Consider the following 14,956-nt stretch of genomic DNA (forward strand, 5'->3'; position numbering starts at 1 on the left):
AAAGTTTCTCGGAGATCAGAATGAACGTCCTCCTCAAGGATACGCCCCGTCCCGCTTCGGATATCCCGGCCTACAGCCCCTCCGGCAACGAATGCGCCCTGTTCGAGACGGCCTGGACGCGCCAGCTTCCGCTGCTTCTGAAGGGGCCGACCGGCTGCGGCAAGACCCGCTTCGTCAGCCACATGGCCGCAAGGCTCGGCCTACCGCTCTCCACCGTCTCCTGCCATGACGATCTGTCGTCTGCCGACCTCACGGGCCGCTACCTCCTAAAGGGTGGCGATACGGTCTGGATGGACGGACCCCTGACCCGGGCGGTGCGTCAGGGCGGCGTGTGCTATCTCGACGAGATCGTCGAGGCGCGCAAGGACGTCGCCGTCGTGCTGCATCCGCTTACCGACGACCGGCGCATCCTGCCGCTGGAGCGCACCGGCGAGGTGCTGGAAGCGCCGCCCGGCTTCATGCTCGTCGTCTCCTACAATCCCGGCTACCAGAACCTCCTGAAGGCGCTGAAGCCCTCCACGCGCCAGCGCTTCGTCGCCATCGAGTTCGATTTCCTGCCGAAGCCCCGGGAAATCGCCGTCGTCGCGAGTGAAAGCGGGCTGAACGAAGCGCAGGTCGCGCCGCTGATAGAACTGGCGCACCGGCTGCGGGCGCTCAAGGGGCACGACCTGGAAGAGGGGGTCTCCACCCGCCTCCTCGTCTATTGCGCCTGCCTCGTCGACAGCGGCATGACCATGCGCGAGGCGGTGCGGGCGGCAATGATCGAACCGCTGACCGACGAGCCGGATGTCCGGGCCGCCCTCCTCGAAATCGCCGACGCGATGATCCGCTGAGGAACCGCCATGCTGGATTTCCTGGAGCTTGAGGAAACGGTCGGCCGGGCCTGGCACCGGCTCGTCGGCAATACCGGCACCTGGCCGCGCCATCCGGAGCATGCCGTGCGGCTGGAGGATGTCCGGCCGGTTCTCGCCGTCTGCTTCCGCGGCTTCGGCGGCGAGGGCGCGGTGCAGATCGCGCCCGCCCGCGGGCGCACCTCGGCGCATCGCCTCAGCCTGCGCCAGCGCATGGGGCTCGGCGAGGAGAAGCTGGTGCAGCCCGGCCGCGACCACGCGACGCTGATGCTGCCCGGCGCAATCGACCTCTTCGCCGATCGCGGCCTCAACCGGGATCTCTATGTCTGGCTCGCGGCGGCGATGGCGGTGATGCCGCTCGACCCGGTCACGCAGAGCGATCCGCTCCAGCGCGACCTTGCCGTACTCCAGCGGGCGGAGGCGACGGTCAAGGCGGTGCTCTCTGCCTTTCCGGGCCTTGCGCGGCGCTACCGGCGGCTTTCGGCCGCCACGCTTTCGGCGCGCCGCAGCCGGCCGCTGCCCTCGATCGAGCGGCATGTGGAGAACCGCATCCTCAGTCTCCTGAGGAAGGGTGCCGGCCTTGCGGACGATACGCTGCCGGTTATCTTCCCGCACCGGGCGCCCGCCGGCTACCTGCCGATGTTGCCGGTGCCGCTCTGGCCGGATGCGCTCCTGCGCGAGGAGGGCGACGGGCGCGGCGAGGAGGACCAGCCGACGACGGGCGGCGCGCCGCAGACGCCGGAGACCGGCCGCCATGTCGCGCTGCGCGAGAAGGCCGAGAACCGCAAGAACGAGCGCAGCCCCTTCATCCTCAACCGTTTCGAGAAGATCCTCGCCATGGCGGAGATGGTCAATGTCGACCGCCCCGGCGACGACAGCGACGACCACGATTCGAGCGCCGCCGACGAACTGGACGACATGACGCTCGGCGAGCGCAAGGGCCGCCCGTCCGCCCGCTTCCATTTCGATCTCGACCTGCCGCCGGAGGCGCTCGACCGAACGCGGCTCACCGGCGAGCACACCTATCCCGAATGGGACTTCCGCACGGGCACCTACCTGCCCGACCATTGCCGGGTGCTCGCTTCCCCGGCGCCAGACACGGCCGCCGTGCCCGAGGCCGATGCCGACACCAAGAGCCTGATCCGCCGCGTGCGCCGGCAGTTCGAGGTGCTGCGGCCGCGCCACGAGATGCTGCGCGCGCAGATCGACGGGGCGGAGCTGGACCTCGATGCCGTGGTGCGCGCCCGCAGCGACCTTGCCGCCGGCGGGCAGGGCAGCGACCGCATCCACCTGATGAGCCGCCCGCAGGCGCACGACCTTGCCGTCACCATCCTCGTCGACGTCTCGCTTTCGACGGACGCCTGGTTCGACAACCGCCGGGTGCTCGACGTGGAGAAGGAGGCGCTGCTGGTGCTGGCGCACGGTCTTGCCGCCTGCGGCGACAGCCACTCGATCCTCACCTTCACCTCGCGGCGGCGCTCCTGGGTGCGCGTCGAGACGGTGAAGGATTTCGGCGAGACGATGAACCATGCCGTGGAAGCGCGCATCGCGGCGCTGAAGCCGGGTTTCTACACCCGCATCGGCCCGGCGATCCGCCATGCGGCGGCAAAGCTGCGCGAGCAGCCGAACCGGCGAAAGCTCCTCCTGCTGCTCACCGACGGCAAGCCGAACGATGTCGACCACTATGAGGGCCGCTTCGCGCTGGAGGACAGCCGAAGAGCTGTGAACGAGGCGCGGCGCACCGGCGTCAGCGTGTTCGGGGTGACGGTCGACCGGGAGGCGCAGGCCTATGTGCCGGCTATCTTCGGCCGCAACGGCTATGCCATCGTCAGCAATATCGCCCGGCTGCCTGCGGCGCTGCCGGCGATCTATCGCGGTCTTGTCGGATAGAGGCGCGAGACCTGCGAGGAAGGGCCCGGCATGCCGCACCATGCCGGGCCCTTTTTTGTTTCGGCTTCAGGCCGCCTTGCTGTGCGTGCGGACCGACTGGTCGATATAGGCGTCGAAGGCGGCGGCGACGGCGCGGATGATGAAGCGGTGGTCCTGCCGCACCGTGACGGTGCCGCCGCGGATGTCGATCGCTCCGTCCTCCGCAAGCGCCGCCAGCCGGGCATTGCCGTCGAGAAGCGGGGCCGCATCGAAACCGTGCCGCGCGGCGATGCCCGTCACGTCCACGCGGAAATCGCACATCAGCCGCTCGATGATCTCGGCGCGCAGCCGGTCCTCCGCCGTCAGCCGGTAACCCTTGGCGGTGGCGAGGCGGCCGGAGGCGACGCGCTGGGCATAAAGGCCGGGCGGCACCTCATTCTGCACATAGCCTTCCGCCGTGCGGCCGATCGACGAGGCGCCGAAGCCGATCAGCGTGGTGCAGGCATCCGTCGTATAGCCCTGGAAGTTGCGGCGCAGCCGGCCGCGCTTTGCGGCAAGGGCGAGGCTGTCTTCCGGCAGGGCATAGTGGTCGAGGCCGATGCGGACGTAGCCGGCGGCGGCCAGCGTCTCGGCGATCGCCTCGGCCTGCTCGCTGCGCATGGCGGCATCGGGCAGCGCTCGTTCGTCGATCAGCCGCTGGTGCTTCTTGAAGGAGGGGATATGCGCATAGCCGAAGACGGCGAAACGCTCCGGCCGCATGCGGATCGCCGCCTGCGCCGTCGTAATGCAGGAGGCGACCGTCTGGTGCGGCAGGCCGTAGATGAGGTCGAAGTTGATGCCGCCGATGCCGGCCTTGCGCAGCCGCTCCGCGGCCTCGGCCGTCTGCGCCTCGCTCTGGATGCGGTTGATCGCCTTCTGCACGACGGGATCGAAGCTCTGCACGCCGAGGCTCGCGCGGGTGACGCCCGCCTCGCCGAGCGCGGTCGCCATCTCGGCGGTGAGGGTGCGCGGATCGATCTCGACGGCGATCTCCGCACCGGCCGCGAAGGAAAAGCGTGCGCGCAGCAGGCCGATCAGGTCGCGGAACTCCTCCGGTTGCATGATGGTGGGCGTGCCGCCGCCGAAATGGACGTGGCGGATGGTCGGCCGGCCGCCGACCGTTTTGGAGACGAGGTCGATCTCCTTGCGGAGCATGTCGATATAATCGAGGATCGGCTCGTCGCGCTGGGTGATCGTCGTGTGACAGCCGCAATACCAGCACATGGAGCGGCAGAACGGGATATGCAGGTAGAGCGACGCATCGGCGCCGGGCTTGATGGCGGCGAGCCAGTCGCCATAGGTGCCGGTGCCGACGGTCGGCGAGAAGGCCGGCGCCGTCGGGTAGCTCGTATAGCGCGGCAGCCGCGCCTCGCCGTATTTTTCGATCAGGGCCTGTTGCATTGCGCCCTCCTTTGTCCCGGGTGGATGATGGGGAAAGCCTAGGGGCCGGGCCGGCGGTCTTCTTTGCGAAAAATCAAGCAGGGGGGCATCGCGGTCGCGTATTTCCGGAATTGTTTGCGCAACGTCAAAGTGGCCGGCAGGTCGCGAGGGTAGCGTCGGGTGGTTCCGGTCGGTCGGGCCGCGCCCTCCGGAACGGGATCGGAGCGGCCGGGACGGAACAGAAAACATGTCAGACGACCAGGCCAAGCCCTCCATCGATGTCCGCACCATCCCGCCGCGCGAGCGCCATCCGCGCATCTTCGGCATGCTCGGCGCGCTGCTTCCGGGAAATTCGATGCTGATCACCAGCGACCACGATCCGCGCCCGCTGCACTACCAGCTCGAGACGAACTTCCCGGGCCAGTTCGGCTGGGACTATCTCGAACAGGGCCCGGAGGTCTGGCGCGTCGAGATCGACCGACTGGAAGAGAGCGGCTGCGATTGCTGCTGCGGCTCTGACCACTAGCAAGAGACGGCAAACGGCACGCGGCGAAGGGGAAACCACATGCAGGGCGCAACGCTTTCCCGCTGGACCATGTCCTATTTCGCTCTGGCCTGTCTGATGCTCGTCACCGGGCAGGGCCTGATGCTGGCGGGCTACGGCTATCCGACCGTCGCCATCAGCGCGCCGGAAACGCTGGTGCTCGTCCATATCCTGGCGATCGGCTGGCTGAGCCTGCTGATGGCGGGGGCGCTTCTGCAATTCGTACCGGTGCTGATCGCCCGCCCGCTGGTCGGCGGGCGGTTCGCGGCGCCCGCCCTGGTGCTGCTCGTCGCGGGGCTCTGCGCGCTGGTCGGCGGCTTCGTGGCGCTGTCCGGTGCTATCGACCTGCCGCTCGCGCTCCTGCCGCTGGGCGGCGTATTGCTGTCTGCCGGCTTCGGCCTTCTCGCGGCCATCCTTGCCGCCACGCTCCTCGCCGCGCGGCCCCTGCCGCTGCCGGCGCGTTTCGTCGCCGTCGGGCTCGCCGCGCTCGTCGCGGCCGTCCTTGTCGGCCTCGCCTTCACCTTCGCGCTTTCCGGTCTCAGCGACAGCCCGCTGCTTGCCCGGCTCGTCGCCGGCGGCGTGGACCTGCATGCGGCGCTCGGCCTCGGCGGCTGGCTGAGCATCACGGCGGTCGGCGTCAGCTATCGCCTGCTCGCCATGTTCCTGCTGGCACCGGAGACCGAGCGGCGGTCGAGCCGCATCGTCTGGTGGGCGGCAGGCCTTGCCATGGGCCTTTTCGCCGCCTGTCTTCCCGTCGTCCTCTTCTCCGTTCCCGACGCGGCGGTGCTGCCTGCCGCAGCCCTTCTTCTCGCGCTGGCCGCCGCGCTTCTCTATGGCGGCGATGTCGTCCACCTCTACCGCGCGCGCAAGCGCAGGCAGGCGGAATTGAACATCCGCGCCACCTTCGCGGCCTTCGGCGCGCTCATCCTGTCGGTCGTCCTGTTGAACGTGCCGGCCGTGCGCGCGGGGGACGGCCTTGCCGCGACCGTCTATCTCTTCGTCTTCGGCTGGCTGACCGGATTGGGCCTTGCCCAGCTTTACAAGATCGTCGCCTTTCTGACATGGTTGGAGGCCTACGGGCCGGTGCTCGGCCGCGCGCCGGTGCCGCGCGTGCAGGACCTTGTCGATGAGCGGCGCGGGCGTATCCTGTTCTGGCTCTACTACGGCGCGGTGGCGGCGGCGGCGCTCGCGCTTTTCCTGGGCGCGGCCGGGGCCTTCCGCGGCGCGGTTCTCGTGCAACTTGCCGCGACGCTGGGGCTGATGGGAGAGTTCGTCCGCGCGCGGCGGCTTCGCATCGTCCCGCAAGCGCTGCGCGCGCCGGCCGGCATGGTGCGCCCCCGTCTTTTCCTGCCTTCATCTGTTTCAAGGAGATAACCGATGTCCGACGTTTCAAGCACGATCGCCCCCAGAACCCTCGATGTGCGGCCGATCCTGGAAAGCGGCGGCGAGCCGTTCCAGGCGATCATGGAGGCGGTGCAGGCGCTGGAGCCCGGGCAGGGGCTCCGGCTGTTCGCCACTTTCCGCCCCCAGCCGCTCTTCCGCGTCATGGCGAACCGCGGCTTCGACCACGAGGCCAACGAGATCGAGGGCGGCGACTGGGAAGTTCTCTTCACCCCGCAGCAGGCCGTCGCGCCCGTCGAAACCTCCGTCGACGCCGAGCGTCCGGAGACCTGGCCGGATCCGTCCCTCCATCTCGACCTCAGCGACCTCGATCCACCCGAGCCGATGGTCCGCATCCTTTCGGCGGCCGAGACGCTGGAGCCGGGCGAGGTGCTTTTCGCGGTCCTGTTCCGCGAGCCGCTGTTCCTGTTTCCCGAACTGACGAAGCGCGGCCACCAGTGGGCCGGCAATTTCGACGAGACGGGCTCGGCCTACCGCATCCTCGTGCGGGCGGGCCGGGCAAAGGGATGATCTCATGGACAAGGACGAGAAGGCCGCGCTGGCCGAGGCGATCCGCACGGCCCTGCGCACGATCATCGACCCCGAGATCGGCCGCAACATCGTCGATCTCGGCCTGATCTACGAGATCAGGGTGGAGGAGGGCGGCATTGCGCGCGTCACCATGACGACGACGACGCGGGGCTGCCCGGCGGGCGACTATCTCAAGGATGCGGTGGGCACGTGCGTCTGGTACGTGCCGGGCGTCGAATATGCCGAGGTGCGGATGACCTATGAGCCGCCCTGGACGCCGGAGATGATGACGGCGGAAGTCTAGGAAAGGAAAACGGCCCGGAAGCAGTTCCGGGCCGTTTCGCATTCACAGCGGCGCGCGGCGCTTGCGCGCGAGGATCGGCGCATATTCCAGGCAGAAGAGCCCGAAGGCCGCGATCCACAGGAGGCCGGAGGCGGCGTAGACCAGGTGGCTCGCATCGGGGAGGATCTCGCCGAGCGGGCGGATGAGCGCGCACAGGATCAGCGCACAGTAGGCGGCGATGGTGGGACCCGTGGCCTTCAGCGGGCGGCCGGTATGGCCGAGGCTTGCCCGCGTCATGACCGCCAGCATCATGCAGGCGATGGCGCCGATCGAGAGGAGATGCAGCACGGAGCGCTCCTCAAGATAGCCGAGTGCGCTGAGCGCAATGGAAAGAAGGCCGAGCGGCACGAAGGCATAGGCGACATGCAGGACGACGAGCAGCCATTCCGGCCATGTCGTCCAGCCCCGCCAGCGGTGAAGGCGGATGCAGTGCAGGACGGCGGCGGCAAGGCCGAGCGCGGCGGTCGCGGGCTGCTCCGGCGCCAGCGTCCAGGCGCCAAGCGCGCCGACGCCGGCAAGGATGGCGACCATGTCGAAGCGGTTGTAGGGTACGGGAAAATCCGTGCGGCCGGACTTGTTGAGCCAGTTGCGCGTGAAGCTCGGCAGGATGCGCCCGCCGACGATCATCACCAAGACGACATAGGCGGCGACGGCCATGCGGATCGCCAGGTGGTCATGCTCGCCGTCGATCGCCGCCACATGGAAGACGGCGTTGGCGATGGACAGGGCGAGCAGGCCGCCGAGCACCTTCAGGTCCTTCCACTTGCGCCCCGCCACGACCTCGCGCGTGCAAATGGCAAGGAGCGCCGGCAGGAAGAGGCCGTCGACGACGGCGGCGGCCGTCACACCGACAATGTCCGTCACAAGGAGGGCGATGCGCCCGGCGCACCACAGGAAGAAGAGTGCGAAGAGCGGCCAGCCGGAGACGGGCAGGCGGCCCGTCCAGTTCGGCACCGCGGTCAGCAGGAACCCGGCCAGAACGGCGGAGGCGAAGCCGAACAGCATCTCGTGGGCGTGCCAGTTGGGCGCGCCATAATCGCCGCCAATCTCGATATGCCCGGTGATCGCCGCGATCCACAGGCTCATCGCCGCGATGGCCCACAGACCGGCGCCGAGGAAGAACGGCCGGAAGCCGTAGGAAAACAGCACCGGGCCCGTGCGGGAAAGGCCGCGGGGAACGGCGCGGCTGACGCGCGCCGTGGTTTGGCTTGCACTCATGATCGTGCTCCTTTGCATTTGTCAGCTCTTTCTAGGCCAGTCGCGGGGGCGCTTCTTTGCGAGATGGCAAAGAGCAAATCAGCATCTGCCAAAATGCCGCAGCGTTCGGAAAGGCCTGTTTGTCCCATCTCAAAGAGGTCGGCGCGAATGCTCCTAGAACAGAGAGGACCGGGCGATACACCGCTCCGTCCTTTCAAAAGGAGAGAAACAATGACCGAGCAGTTTCAGATGACGCGCCGCACCATCCTGGGCGGAGCCGCCTTTGCCGGCGTCCTGACGCCGATCATTGCGGCGTCGGTGGCGCGAGCGGAAGGCGGCGCCATCGAGACGAACGCAGCCGCGACCGCGGCCGACATCGCCAAGCTGGAGCGCGTGAAGGTCGAGCTGGTCAAGCCGCCCTTCGTTCACGCCCACACCCAGAAGGCCGAGGGCGGCCCGAAGGTCTACGAATTCACCATGACGATCGAGGAAAAGAAGATGATCCTCGACGACAAGGGCACCGAGGTCCATGCGATGACCTTCGACGGCTCGGTTCCCGGGCCCCTGATGGTCGTGCACCAGAACGACTATGTCGAGCTGACGCTGATCAACCCCGAGACCAACGAGCTGCAGCACAATATCGACTTCCATTCGGCGACGGGTGCGCTCGGTGGCGGCGCGCTGACCGTGGTCAACCCGGGTGAGCGCACGGTGCTGCGCTTCAAGGCCACCAAGGCCGGCGTCTTCGTCTACCATTGCGCACCTCCCGGAATGGTGCCCTGGCACGTCACCTCGGGCATGAACGGCGCCATCATGGTGCTGCCGCGCGAGGGCCTGACGGACGGCCACGGCAAGGACCTGACCTATGACCGGGTCTACTATGTCGGCGAGCAGGACTTCTACGTGCCGCGCGATGCCGAAGGGAACTACAAGAAATATGCGAGCGTCGGGGAATCGTATGCCGATACGCTCGAAGTCATGCGCACGCTGACCCCGAGCCACATCGTCTTCAACGGCGCCGTCGGGGCGCTGACCGGCGATGCCGCCTTGCAGGCCGAGGTGGGCGAGAAGGTGCTGATCGTCCATTCGCAGGCCAACCGCGATACCCGGCCGCACCTCATCGGCGGGCATGGCGATTATGTCTGGGCGACCGGCAAGTTCCGCAACCCGCCCGACGTCGACCAGGAGACCTGGTTCATCCCGGGCGGAACGGCGGGTGCGGCCTTCTATACCTTCGAGCAGCCGGGCATCTACGCCTATGTCAACCACAACCTGATCGAGGCCTTCGAACTGGGCGCCGCCGCCCACTTCACGGTCACGGGTGAGTGGAACGACGACCTGATGACCTCGGTCACGCCGCCGAGCGGCGTCTGACCTGCCATCGACGCGCCCGCCTTCGAGGGCGGGCGCGTCCTGCGGGCCGCCGGTGGCGGTCCGTTCTGAAATCGGCGCCCGTCCCGGACGTCGAACGATCGTCCGGGCGATGCGCAAGGAGGCCGTCATGGCTGCGCTGACTTCGAAACCCGGTATTGCCTGGACAACGCTTGCCCTTCCCGCACTTCTCCTCGCCGCGCTTGCCGGCGGGATCGCGCTGAAGGCCGACCTCATCGGCGCGGCGCCCGCCGGCCCCGTGCTGGATGAGCCGATGACGGTGGAGATCGCGCCGCGCCGCTTCGACTATCGCGAGAGCGGCGAATTCTTCCGCAACGGTTTTGCCGTCGACGGGCCTGTCAAGGCCGTCACCGTGCGACGCCCGCTCACCATCATGAAATACCAGGTCACCGCCACCGACTACCGGCGCTGCGTCGCCGACGGCGCCTGCGCGCCCGCCGAGCCCGGCTATGTGCCGGCGGAAACGGCCACCGCGCCGGCGACGGGCGTCAGCTACGACGATGCGATGGCCTATGCCGGCTGGCTGAGCGCCCGCACCGGCGAGGTCTGGACCCTGCCGAGCGACGAGGACCTGGCCTTCGCCGCCGGCTCGCGCTTTCCCGACGATGCGCTCGGCGTCGATATCGACAGCACCAATCCGGCCGAGCGCTGGCTTGCGGACTATCGCCGCGAGGCCGCGCGCAAGGCCTCGCGCGATCCCGTTCCCCAGCCGACCGGCCGCTTCGGCGAGAACGAGTACGGCCTTGCCGATTTCGCCGGCAATGTCTGGGAATGGACGGCGACCTGCCATCGGCGCGTCAATGTCGACAAGGCGGGCAAAGTGCTGAACGACGTGTCGTCGTGCGGCATCTACATCGCCAGCGGCAAGCACCGGGCGGCGATGAGTTCGTTCGTGCGCAACCCCAAAGGCGGCGGCTGCGCCGTGGGCGTGCCGCCGGACAATGTCGGTTTCCGGCTCGTCAAGGATACGCGCTGGTACGCCCCGCTGCTCGTCGCCTTGAAGGAAAAAGGGTTTTTGCTCTGAGGAGGATGTTCAAACTTTCAGGGGACGGGATGGCGTGATAGAAGCCGGTAGCTTTCACGCGAAGGGGAATTGGCTGTGAAGATCGACCGGACCGTCGTCCGTTCGCTCGCCCTGTTCGACAGGATGAGCGACGAGGACCTCGACAGGCTCCTGACCCATGCGGCGGCGCGCCGCGTGGCGCAGGGCGATGCCGTCTTCGAGCAGGGCGAGCAGGCGGCGAGCTTCTTCCTGCTGCTGCACGGCCGGCTGAAGGTGACGCAGGTGACGGAGGACGGCCAGCAGATCATCGTGCGCGTCGTGCACCCTGGAGACCTCTTCGGCTTCGCCAGGGCGTTGCAGCGCACGGACTATCCGGGTACGGCCCGGGCGGCGACGGAAAGCGTCATCCTTGCCTGGCCGACCGATCTCTGGCCGCATTTCGTCGAGCAGAACCCGCGCCTTGCCGTCACGGCCATGCAGACGATCGGCCAGCGGCTGGAGGAGGCCCATACCCGCATCCGGGAAATGTCGACGCAGGAGGTGGAGCGCCGGGTGGCGCATGCCGTGCTCCGCCTGTCCCAGCAGGCGGGACGCAAGGAGGCGGCCGGCATCCGCATCGACTTCCCGATCTCGCGGCAGGACATCGCCGAGATGACCGGCACGACGCTGCACACGGTCTCGCGCATCCTCAGCGCCTGGGAGGCGCGCGGCCTCGTCGAGGGCGGGCGGCAGAAGCTGCTGATCCGCGACATGGCGGGGCTTTCGGCCCTCGCCGAGGGCGCGCGCGAATAGGCGCCGCTCGCGGGCGCTTTCTCCTAGCCCAAGGTCCGCGTGACGTCGGCGAAGGTTTCTTCGAGCACGGCGATCAGATGGTCGGCGTCCCGCTTCGAGAAGATCATCGGAGGGCGCATCTTCAGCACGTTGTCATGCGGCCCTTCCGTCCCCATCAGCACGCCGCGGCGGCGGACGCCGTTGCAGACGGCGCGGGCGAAATCCGTGGCGGGCGCCTTCGTCCTGCGGTCGGCGACGAGCTCGATGCCGAGGAAGAGGCCGAGGCCGCGCACGTCGCCGATCACCTCGTGGCGCGTCTGCATCGCGCAGAAGGCGTCCATGAGATAAGTGCCGATCGCCAGTGCGTTGCCGCGCAGGTCCTGGCCTTCGATGACGTCGAGCACGGCGAGGCCGACGGCGCAGGAGACCGGGTTTCCGCCGAAGGTGTTGAAATATTCCATGCCGTTGTCGAAGCTGTCGGTCACCGCGCGGGTCGTCACCACGGCGGCCATGGGGTGGCCGTCGCCGATCGGCTTGCCCATGGTGACGATGTCGGGCACGACGCCCTGCGTCTCGAAGGCCCACCAGTGGCTGCCGACGCGGCCGAAGCCGACCTGCACCTCGTCGGCGATGCACACGCCGCCCGCCTCGCGCACCAGCCGATAGACCTCCTTGAGGTAGCCTTCCGGCAGGAGGACCTGGCCGGCGACGCTCGGAATGGATTCGGCGATGAAGGCGCCGGGGCCTTCGCCTCTCGCCTGCATGTCGGCGATCCGTTCCGCCACGCTCTCGGCAAAGCGCCTGCCGTGCTCCTCGACCGGCCAGTCGCCGGGCGCGCGATAGCCGTCCGGGACGGTTGCGACATGGACATGGGGCTTCTGCCCCTTGCCGCCCTTGCGGCGGAACTTGTAGGGGCTGATGTCGATCAATTCCTGCGTCGTGCCGTGATAGGACCAGTCGAGTGTGATGACGTTCTCGCGCCTGGTATGCGCCCGCATCAGCCGGAGCGCCAGGCTGTTGGCCTCAGACCCGCTGTTGACGAAGCCGGCGACCGTCAGCTCCTTCGGCAGCGTCGCGGTCAGGCGTTCGGCATAGGCGACGATGTTGTCGTGCAGATAGCGGGTGTTGGTGTTGAGCGTTCCCGCCTGCCTCGCCATCGCCTCCACCACGGCCGGATGGGCATGGCCGATGTGGCAGACATTGTTGAAGCAGTCGAGATAGGCCTGGCCGCCGTCGTCGATCAGGAAGGCGCCGTCGCCGCGCACGAACTTGATCGGCTTGTCGTAGGAGATGGAAAGGTTCGGCAGTAGCAGGTCGCGCCTGAGCCTGACGATCTCCTCGTGCGAGCGGCCGTGGCGTTCGTAGAATTCCCCCGCGATGCCGGCAAAGGCGCTGGCATCGGGGAAAAGCTCCGCCCATACGTCGAGATAGCGCGGCTCGCCGACACCGAGGATCTCGGTGGCGGAGAGGGTGGTGTCGGTGGAGAGCTGGAGATGGAGATGCGGCGCCCAGCCGCCGTTTTCCGTAGGTAGGCCCATCTCGCCGACGAGGGCGCCGGCCTCCAGCCGTTCGCCGGGCGTGAGGCGCCCCGTTGCCTCGTGGGCGAGATGGCCCCAGAGGCTGACGAAGGGCGGGCAGCCTTCCGGCTCGTGGCTGAGCGCGATCAGGCAGCCGTAGCCGAGCGGATCCGTCTCGATCTCGACGCTGACGACGGTCGCCGGCAGCGGCGTGAAGAGCTTCGTGCCGGCGGCCATGAAGAGGTCGAGGCCGAGATGGCGGGTGCGGCGCGTCTTCTCGATGAAGCGCGAGACGAACATCTCGCCTGCATAGACGCTGCGCTCCTCGCCGAAGGGGCCGATGCCGAGTTCGATGCCGTTCTCGCGGCAATGAGCCTCCCAGATCGCCTGCGCCGCGTCCGGCTGTTCCGCTGCGGACTTGACGGTCATCGGATGGGCCGGGTTGCCATAGGGGACAAGGGCCGCCGGATAGGTCGCCGCCGGGCGCTCCAGCAGGGGGGCGAGCGTCTTGCGGTTCGCCGTGATCCAGCCGGCGACGGCGCGGGCGCCCCGCGCGGCCTCGAAGCCGCAGGCCTTGCGCAGGATGGCGGTGGCGAAACGCGGATTCATCCGGTCGAGCTTGCGCAGCAGCGTCCAGGCCGGGCGCTCGCTGATGGCGAGATAGGGATTGTCCTCGGCATGGCTGCGGCGGGAGGCGGAGATCGTCACGGAGGTGACGAGACGGATGGCGATGAGATCGTAGAGGAGGTCGACCTCTTCCTCCAGCAGCGGATATTCGGAATGGAAACCGCCGGCGATGGCGGCGGCCGCGCCGATCGGATCGGCATGGTCGAGACCGGCATAGGCGGCGGCGATGGCGACCTCGGCGATGACGGGTGCATGCAGCGCATCGCCGAAATCGATGAGGCCGGAGATCCGGTCGGCATTGCCGGTGTCGACGAGCACGTTCCAATCGTTGGCGTCATTGTGGATGACGGCGGCGCGCAATGTTGCAAGGCGCGGGGCAATGGCGGCGAAACGCGCGAGAAAGCGTTCGAGCAGCGCTTGGTCCTCGGCATCGGCAACGTGTAACAGGCGCCCGGCGGAGCGGCCGGCATGGCGGATGTCCCAGTCGAGATCGCGCAGGGCGCCCGGATGCAGGAAGCCCTTCAGCGCCGCATCGAAGCGGCCAAGCATGCGGCCGAGGGAGCGGAGCGCGGCATCGCTGCGGTCCGTCTCGGCGAGCGGCCTTCCCTCGACCCAGCTCACCAGACGGATGCGATGGCGCATGCCGCGTCGGCTGGTGGCGGAGGCGAGGCTCGCGCCGGACAGTGTCGGGCGGATATGCGGCACCGGCAGGTCGCCCGCATGGGTGTCGAGATGGGCGAGCAGCGCCGTCTGGAAGTCGCTCTCGACCTCCGGCTCGGCGGCGTTGACGATCTTCAGGATGAAGGTTTCTTCCGCCGCCTCCACCTTGAAATTCTGGTCGCGCTCGCTGGCAAGCGGCGAAAGCGTTCCGGAAAGGCCGTAGTGCTCGGCAAGCAATGCGGCGGCGGCGCTGGTGGAGAAATCCGGGGTCGTCTTCAGCGTGTCGTTCATGGTCATCCTCGTTCCTGCCGGAAGAGTTGCATGGGCGGCGGGGCGACGCACCCGGCATTATGCCGGTTGTGCCGGCACTCTGTTTGTAATAACCGTCATCTTGTCGGCGCGATTTGAGGAGGGGTCATGCAGGATACGGACGCCATCGACCGCACGATCCTCGCCATCCTCTCCCGCGAGGCGCGCATTCCGATGAAGTCGCTGGCAGGACGGATCGGCCTTTCGCGCAGCGCCACCACCGAACGCGTCGGCCGGCTGGAGAAGGCCGGCATAATCCGTGGCTATAGGGCGGATATCGGCCAGCTCGACGATGGACAGATCCAGGCCTTCCTGCTCGTCACCCTCAAGCGCACGCCCTCGATCGGCGTGCTGGATCGCCTCGCCGGCTTTTCCGCCGTGCGCAAGGTCTCCTCGGTCAGCGGCCAGCTGGATCTGGTGGTGGAGGTGGAGGTCGGCTCGATCAATGCGCTCAACGAATTGCGCAACGAGGTCTCGACCATGGACAATGTGGAGGACCTGACGACCTCCATCGTGCTGCGGCGGGATATCGAGCGAAGCTGA

General features: G+C 68.0%; 13 protein-coding genes. 10 read left to right on the forward strand and 3 right to left on the reverse strand.

Translation table 11 applies throughout. From position 1 onward, the window contains the following. The first annotated feature begins 20 nt into the window (after nt 1-20). Nucleotides 21-833: a CbbQ/NirQ/NorQ/GpvN family protein gene (locus AB3G45_RS08875; RefSeq protein ID WP_367830197.1), complete on the forward strand. Its 813-nt coding sequence runs from the start codon at nt 21-23 to the stop codon at nt 831-833. Between the two features lie 9 nt (nt 834-842). After that, nucleotides 843-2,741 (forward strand): nitric oxide reductase activation protein NorD, encoded by a 1,899-nt coding sequence (locus tag AB3G45_RS08880; protein WP_367830198.1) that lies wholly within the window; start codon nt 843-845, stop codon nt 2,739-2,741. 66 nt (nt 2,742-2,807) lie between these two features. On the opposite strand, the gene hemN is transcribed toward AB3G45_RS08880, so the two are convergent. Further along, the gene (gene hemN / locus AB3G45_RS08885; protein WP_367830199.1) at nt 2,808-4,160 is read right to left on the reverse strand and encodes an oxygen-independent coproporphyrinogen III oxidase; all 1,353 of its coding nucleotides are present in this window, start codon (nt 4,158-4,160) and stop codon (nt 2,808-2,810) included. 226 nt (nt 4,161-4,386) lie between these two features. Here hemN and AB3G45_RS08890 point away from each other — a divergent pair, with 226 nt between their 5' ends. From AB3G45_RS08890 to AB3G45_RS08905, 4 genes are read left to right on the forward strand one after another with little or no spacing between them, the layout of a single operon-like run. Beyond that, nucleotides 4,387-4,665 carry a DUF2249 domain-containing protein gene (locus tag AB3G45_RS08890; RefSeq protein WP_367830200.1) on the forward strand — a complete coding sequence of 93 codons (279 nt, stop codon included), beginning with the start codon at nt 4,387-4,389 and terminating at the stop codon, nt 4,663-4,665. 39 nt (nt 4,666-4,704) lie between these two features. Continuing rightward, the gene (locus tag AB3G45_RS08895; protein WP_367830201.1) at nt 4,705-6,057 is read left to right on the forward strand and encodes a hypothetical protein; all 1,353 of its coding nucleotides are present in this window, start codon (nt 4,705-4,707) and stop codon (nt 6,055-6,057) included. A gap of 3 nt (nt 6,058-6,060) precedes the next feature. Further along, nucleotides 6,061-6,594, forward strand: a complete 534-nt coding sequence (locus tag AB3G45_RS08900) for a DUF2249 domain-containing protein (RefSeq protein ID WP_367830202.1) — start codon at nt 6,061-6,063, stop codon at nt 6,592-6,594. Nucleotides 6,595-6,598: 4 nt separating this feature from the next. Further along, on the forward strand, nt 6,599-6,898 hold the full coding sequence (locus tag AB3G45_RS08905; protein ID WP_367830203.1) for a metal-sulfur cluster assembly factor: 300 nt from the start codon (nt 6,599-6,601) through the stop codon (nt 6,896-6,898). 42 nt (nt 6,899-6,940) lie between these two features. Here AB3G45_RS08905 and AB3G45_RS08910 read toward each other — a convergent pair whose 3' ends face one another. Continuing rightward, on the reverse strand, nt 6,941-8,155 hold the full coding sequence (locus AB3G45_RS08910; protein WP_367830204.1) for an NnrS family protein: 1,215 nt from the start codon (nt 8,153-8,155) through the stop codon (nt 6,941-6,943). Between the two features lie 210 nt (nt 8,156-8,365). Between AB3G45_RS08910 and nirK the strand changes: the two genes are divergently transcribed. From nirK to AB3G45_RS08925, 3 genes are all read left to right on the forward strand, one after another. Then, nucleotides 8,366-9,508: a copper-containing nitrite reductase gene (nirK, locus tag AB3G45_RS08915; RefSeq protein ID WP_367830205.1), complete on the forward strand. Its 1,143-nt coding sequence runs from the start codon at nt 8,366-8,368 to the stop codon at nt 9,506-9,508. A gap of 127 nt (nt 9,509-9,635) precedes the next feature. Beyond that, on the forward strand, nt 9,636-10,550 hold the full coding sequence (locus AB3G45_RS08920) for an SUMF1/EgtB/PvdO family nonheme iron enzyme (RefSeq protein ID WP_367830206.1): 915 nt from the start codon (nt 9,636-9,638) through the stop codon (nt 10,548-10,550). Nucleotides 10,551-10,625: 75 nt separating this feature from the next. Next, a complete protein-coding gene (locus AB3G45_RS08925) occupies nt 10,626-11,321 on the forward strand; it encodes a Crp/Fnr family transcriptional regulator (protein WP_367830207.1) in 696 nt (231 codons plus the stop codon). 23 nt (nt 11,322-11,344) lie between these two features. On the opposite strand, the gene AB3G45_RS08930 is transcribed toward AB3G45_RS08925, so the two are convergent. After that, nucleotides 11,345-14,395: an aminotransferase class III-fold pyridoxal phosphate-dependent enzyme gene (locus AB3G45_RS08930; protein WP_367833543.1), complete on the reverse strand. Its 3,051-nt coding sequence runs from the start codon at nt 14,393-14,395 to the stop codon at nt 11,345-11,347. A 126-nt stretch (nt 14,396-14,521) separates the two neighbouring features. On the opposite strand from AB3G45_RS08930, the gene AB3G45_RS08935 reads away from it, so the two are divergent. Then, nucleotides 14,522-14,956: an Lrp/AsnC family transcriptional regulator gene (locus AB3G45_RS08935; protein ID WP_367830208.1), complete on the forward strand. Its 435-nt coding sequence runs from the start codon at nt 14,522-14,524 to the stop codon at nt 14,954-14,956.

The organism is Shinella sp. S4-D37, assembly GCF_040812195.1.
Classification (GTDB): Bacteria; Pseudomonadota; Alphaproteobacteria; order Rhizobiales; family Rhizobiaceae; genus Shinella.

Coding starts and splice junctions, on each gene's coding strand:
- AB3G45_RS08875 (WP_367830197.1), top strand. CDS start 21: ATGAACGTCCTCCTCAAGGATACGCCCCGTCCCGCTTCGGATATCCCG.
- AB3G45_RS08880 (WP_367830198.1), top strand. CDS start 843: ATGCTGGATTTCCTGGAGCTTGAGGAAACGGTCGGCCGGGCCTGGCAC.
- hemN (WP_367830199.1), bottom strand. CDS start 4,160: ATGCAACAGGCCCTGATCGAAAAATACGGCGAGGCGCGGCTGCCGCGC.
- AB3G45_RS08890 (WP_367830200.1), top strand. CDS start 4,387: ATGTCAGACGACCAGGCCAAGCCCTCCATCGATGTCCGCACCATCCCG.
- AB3G45_RS08895 (WP_367830201.1), top strand. CDS start 4,705: ATGCAGGGCGCAACGCTTTCCCGCTGGACCATGTCCTATTTCGCTCTG.
- AB3G45_RS08900 (WP_367830202.1), top strand. CDS start 6,061: ATGTCCGACGTTTCAAGCACGATCGCCCCCAGAACCCTCGATGTGCGG.
- AB3G45_RS08905 (WP_367830203.1), top strand. CDS start 6,599: ATGGACAAGGACGAGAAGGCCGCGCTGGCCGAGGCGATCCGCACGGCC.
- AB3G45_RS08910 (WP_367830204.1), bottom strand. CDS start 8,155: ATGAGTGCAAGCCAAACCACGGCGCGCGTCAGCCGCGCCGTTCCCCGC.
- nirK (WP_367830205.1), top strand. CDS start 8,366: ATGACCGAGCAGTTTCAGATGACGCGCCGCACCATCCTGGGCGGAGCC.
- AB3G45_RS08920 (WP_367830206.1), top strand. CDS start 9,636: ATGGCTGCGCTGACTTCGAAACCCGGTATTGCCTGGACAACGCTTGCC.
- AB3G45_RS08930 (WP_367833543.1), bottom strand. CDS start 14,395: ATGAACGACACGCTGAAGACGACCCCGGATTTCTCCACCAGCGCCGCC.
- AB3G45_RS08935 (WP_367830208.1), top strand. CDS start 14,522: ATGCAGGATACGGACGCCATCGACCGCACGATCCTCGCCATCCTCTCC.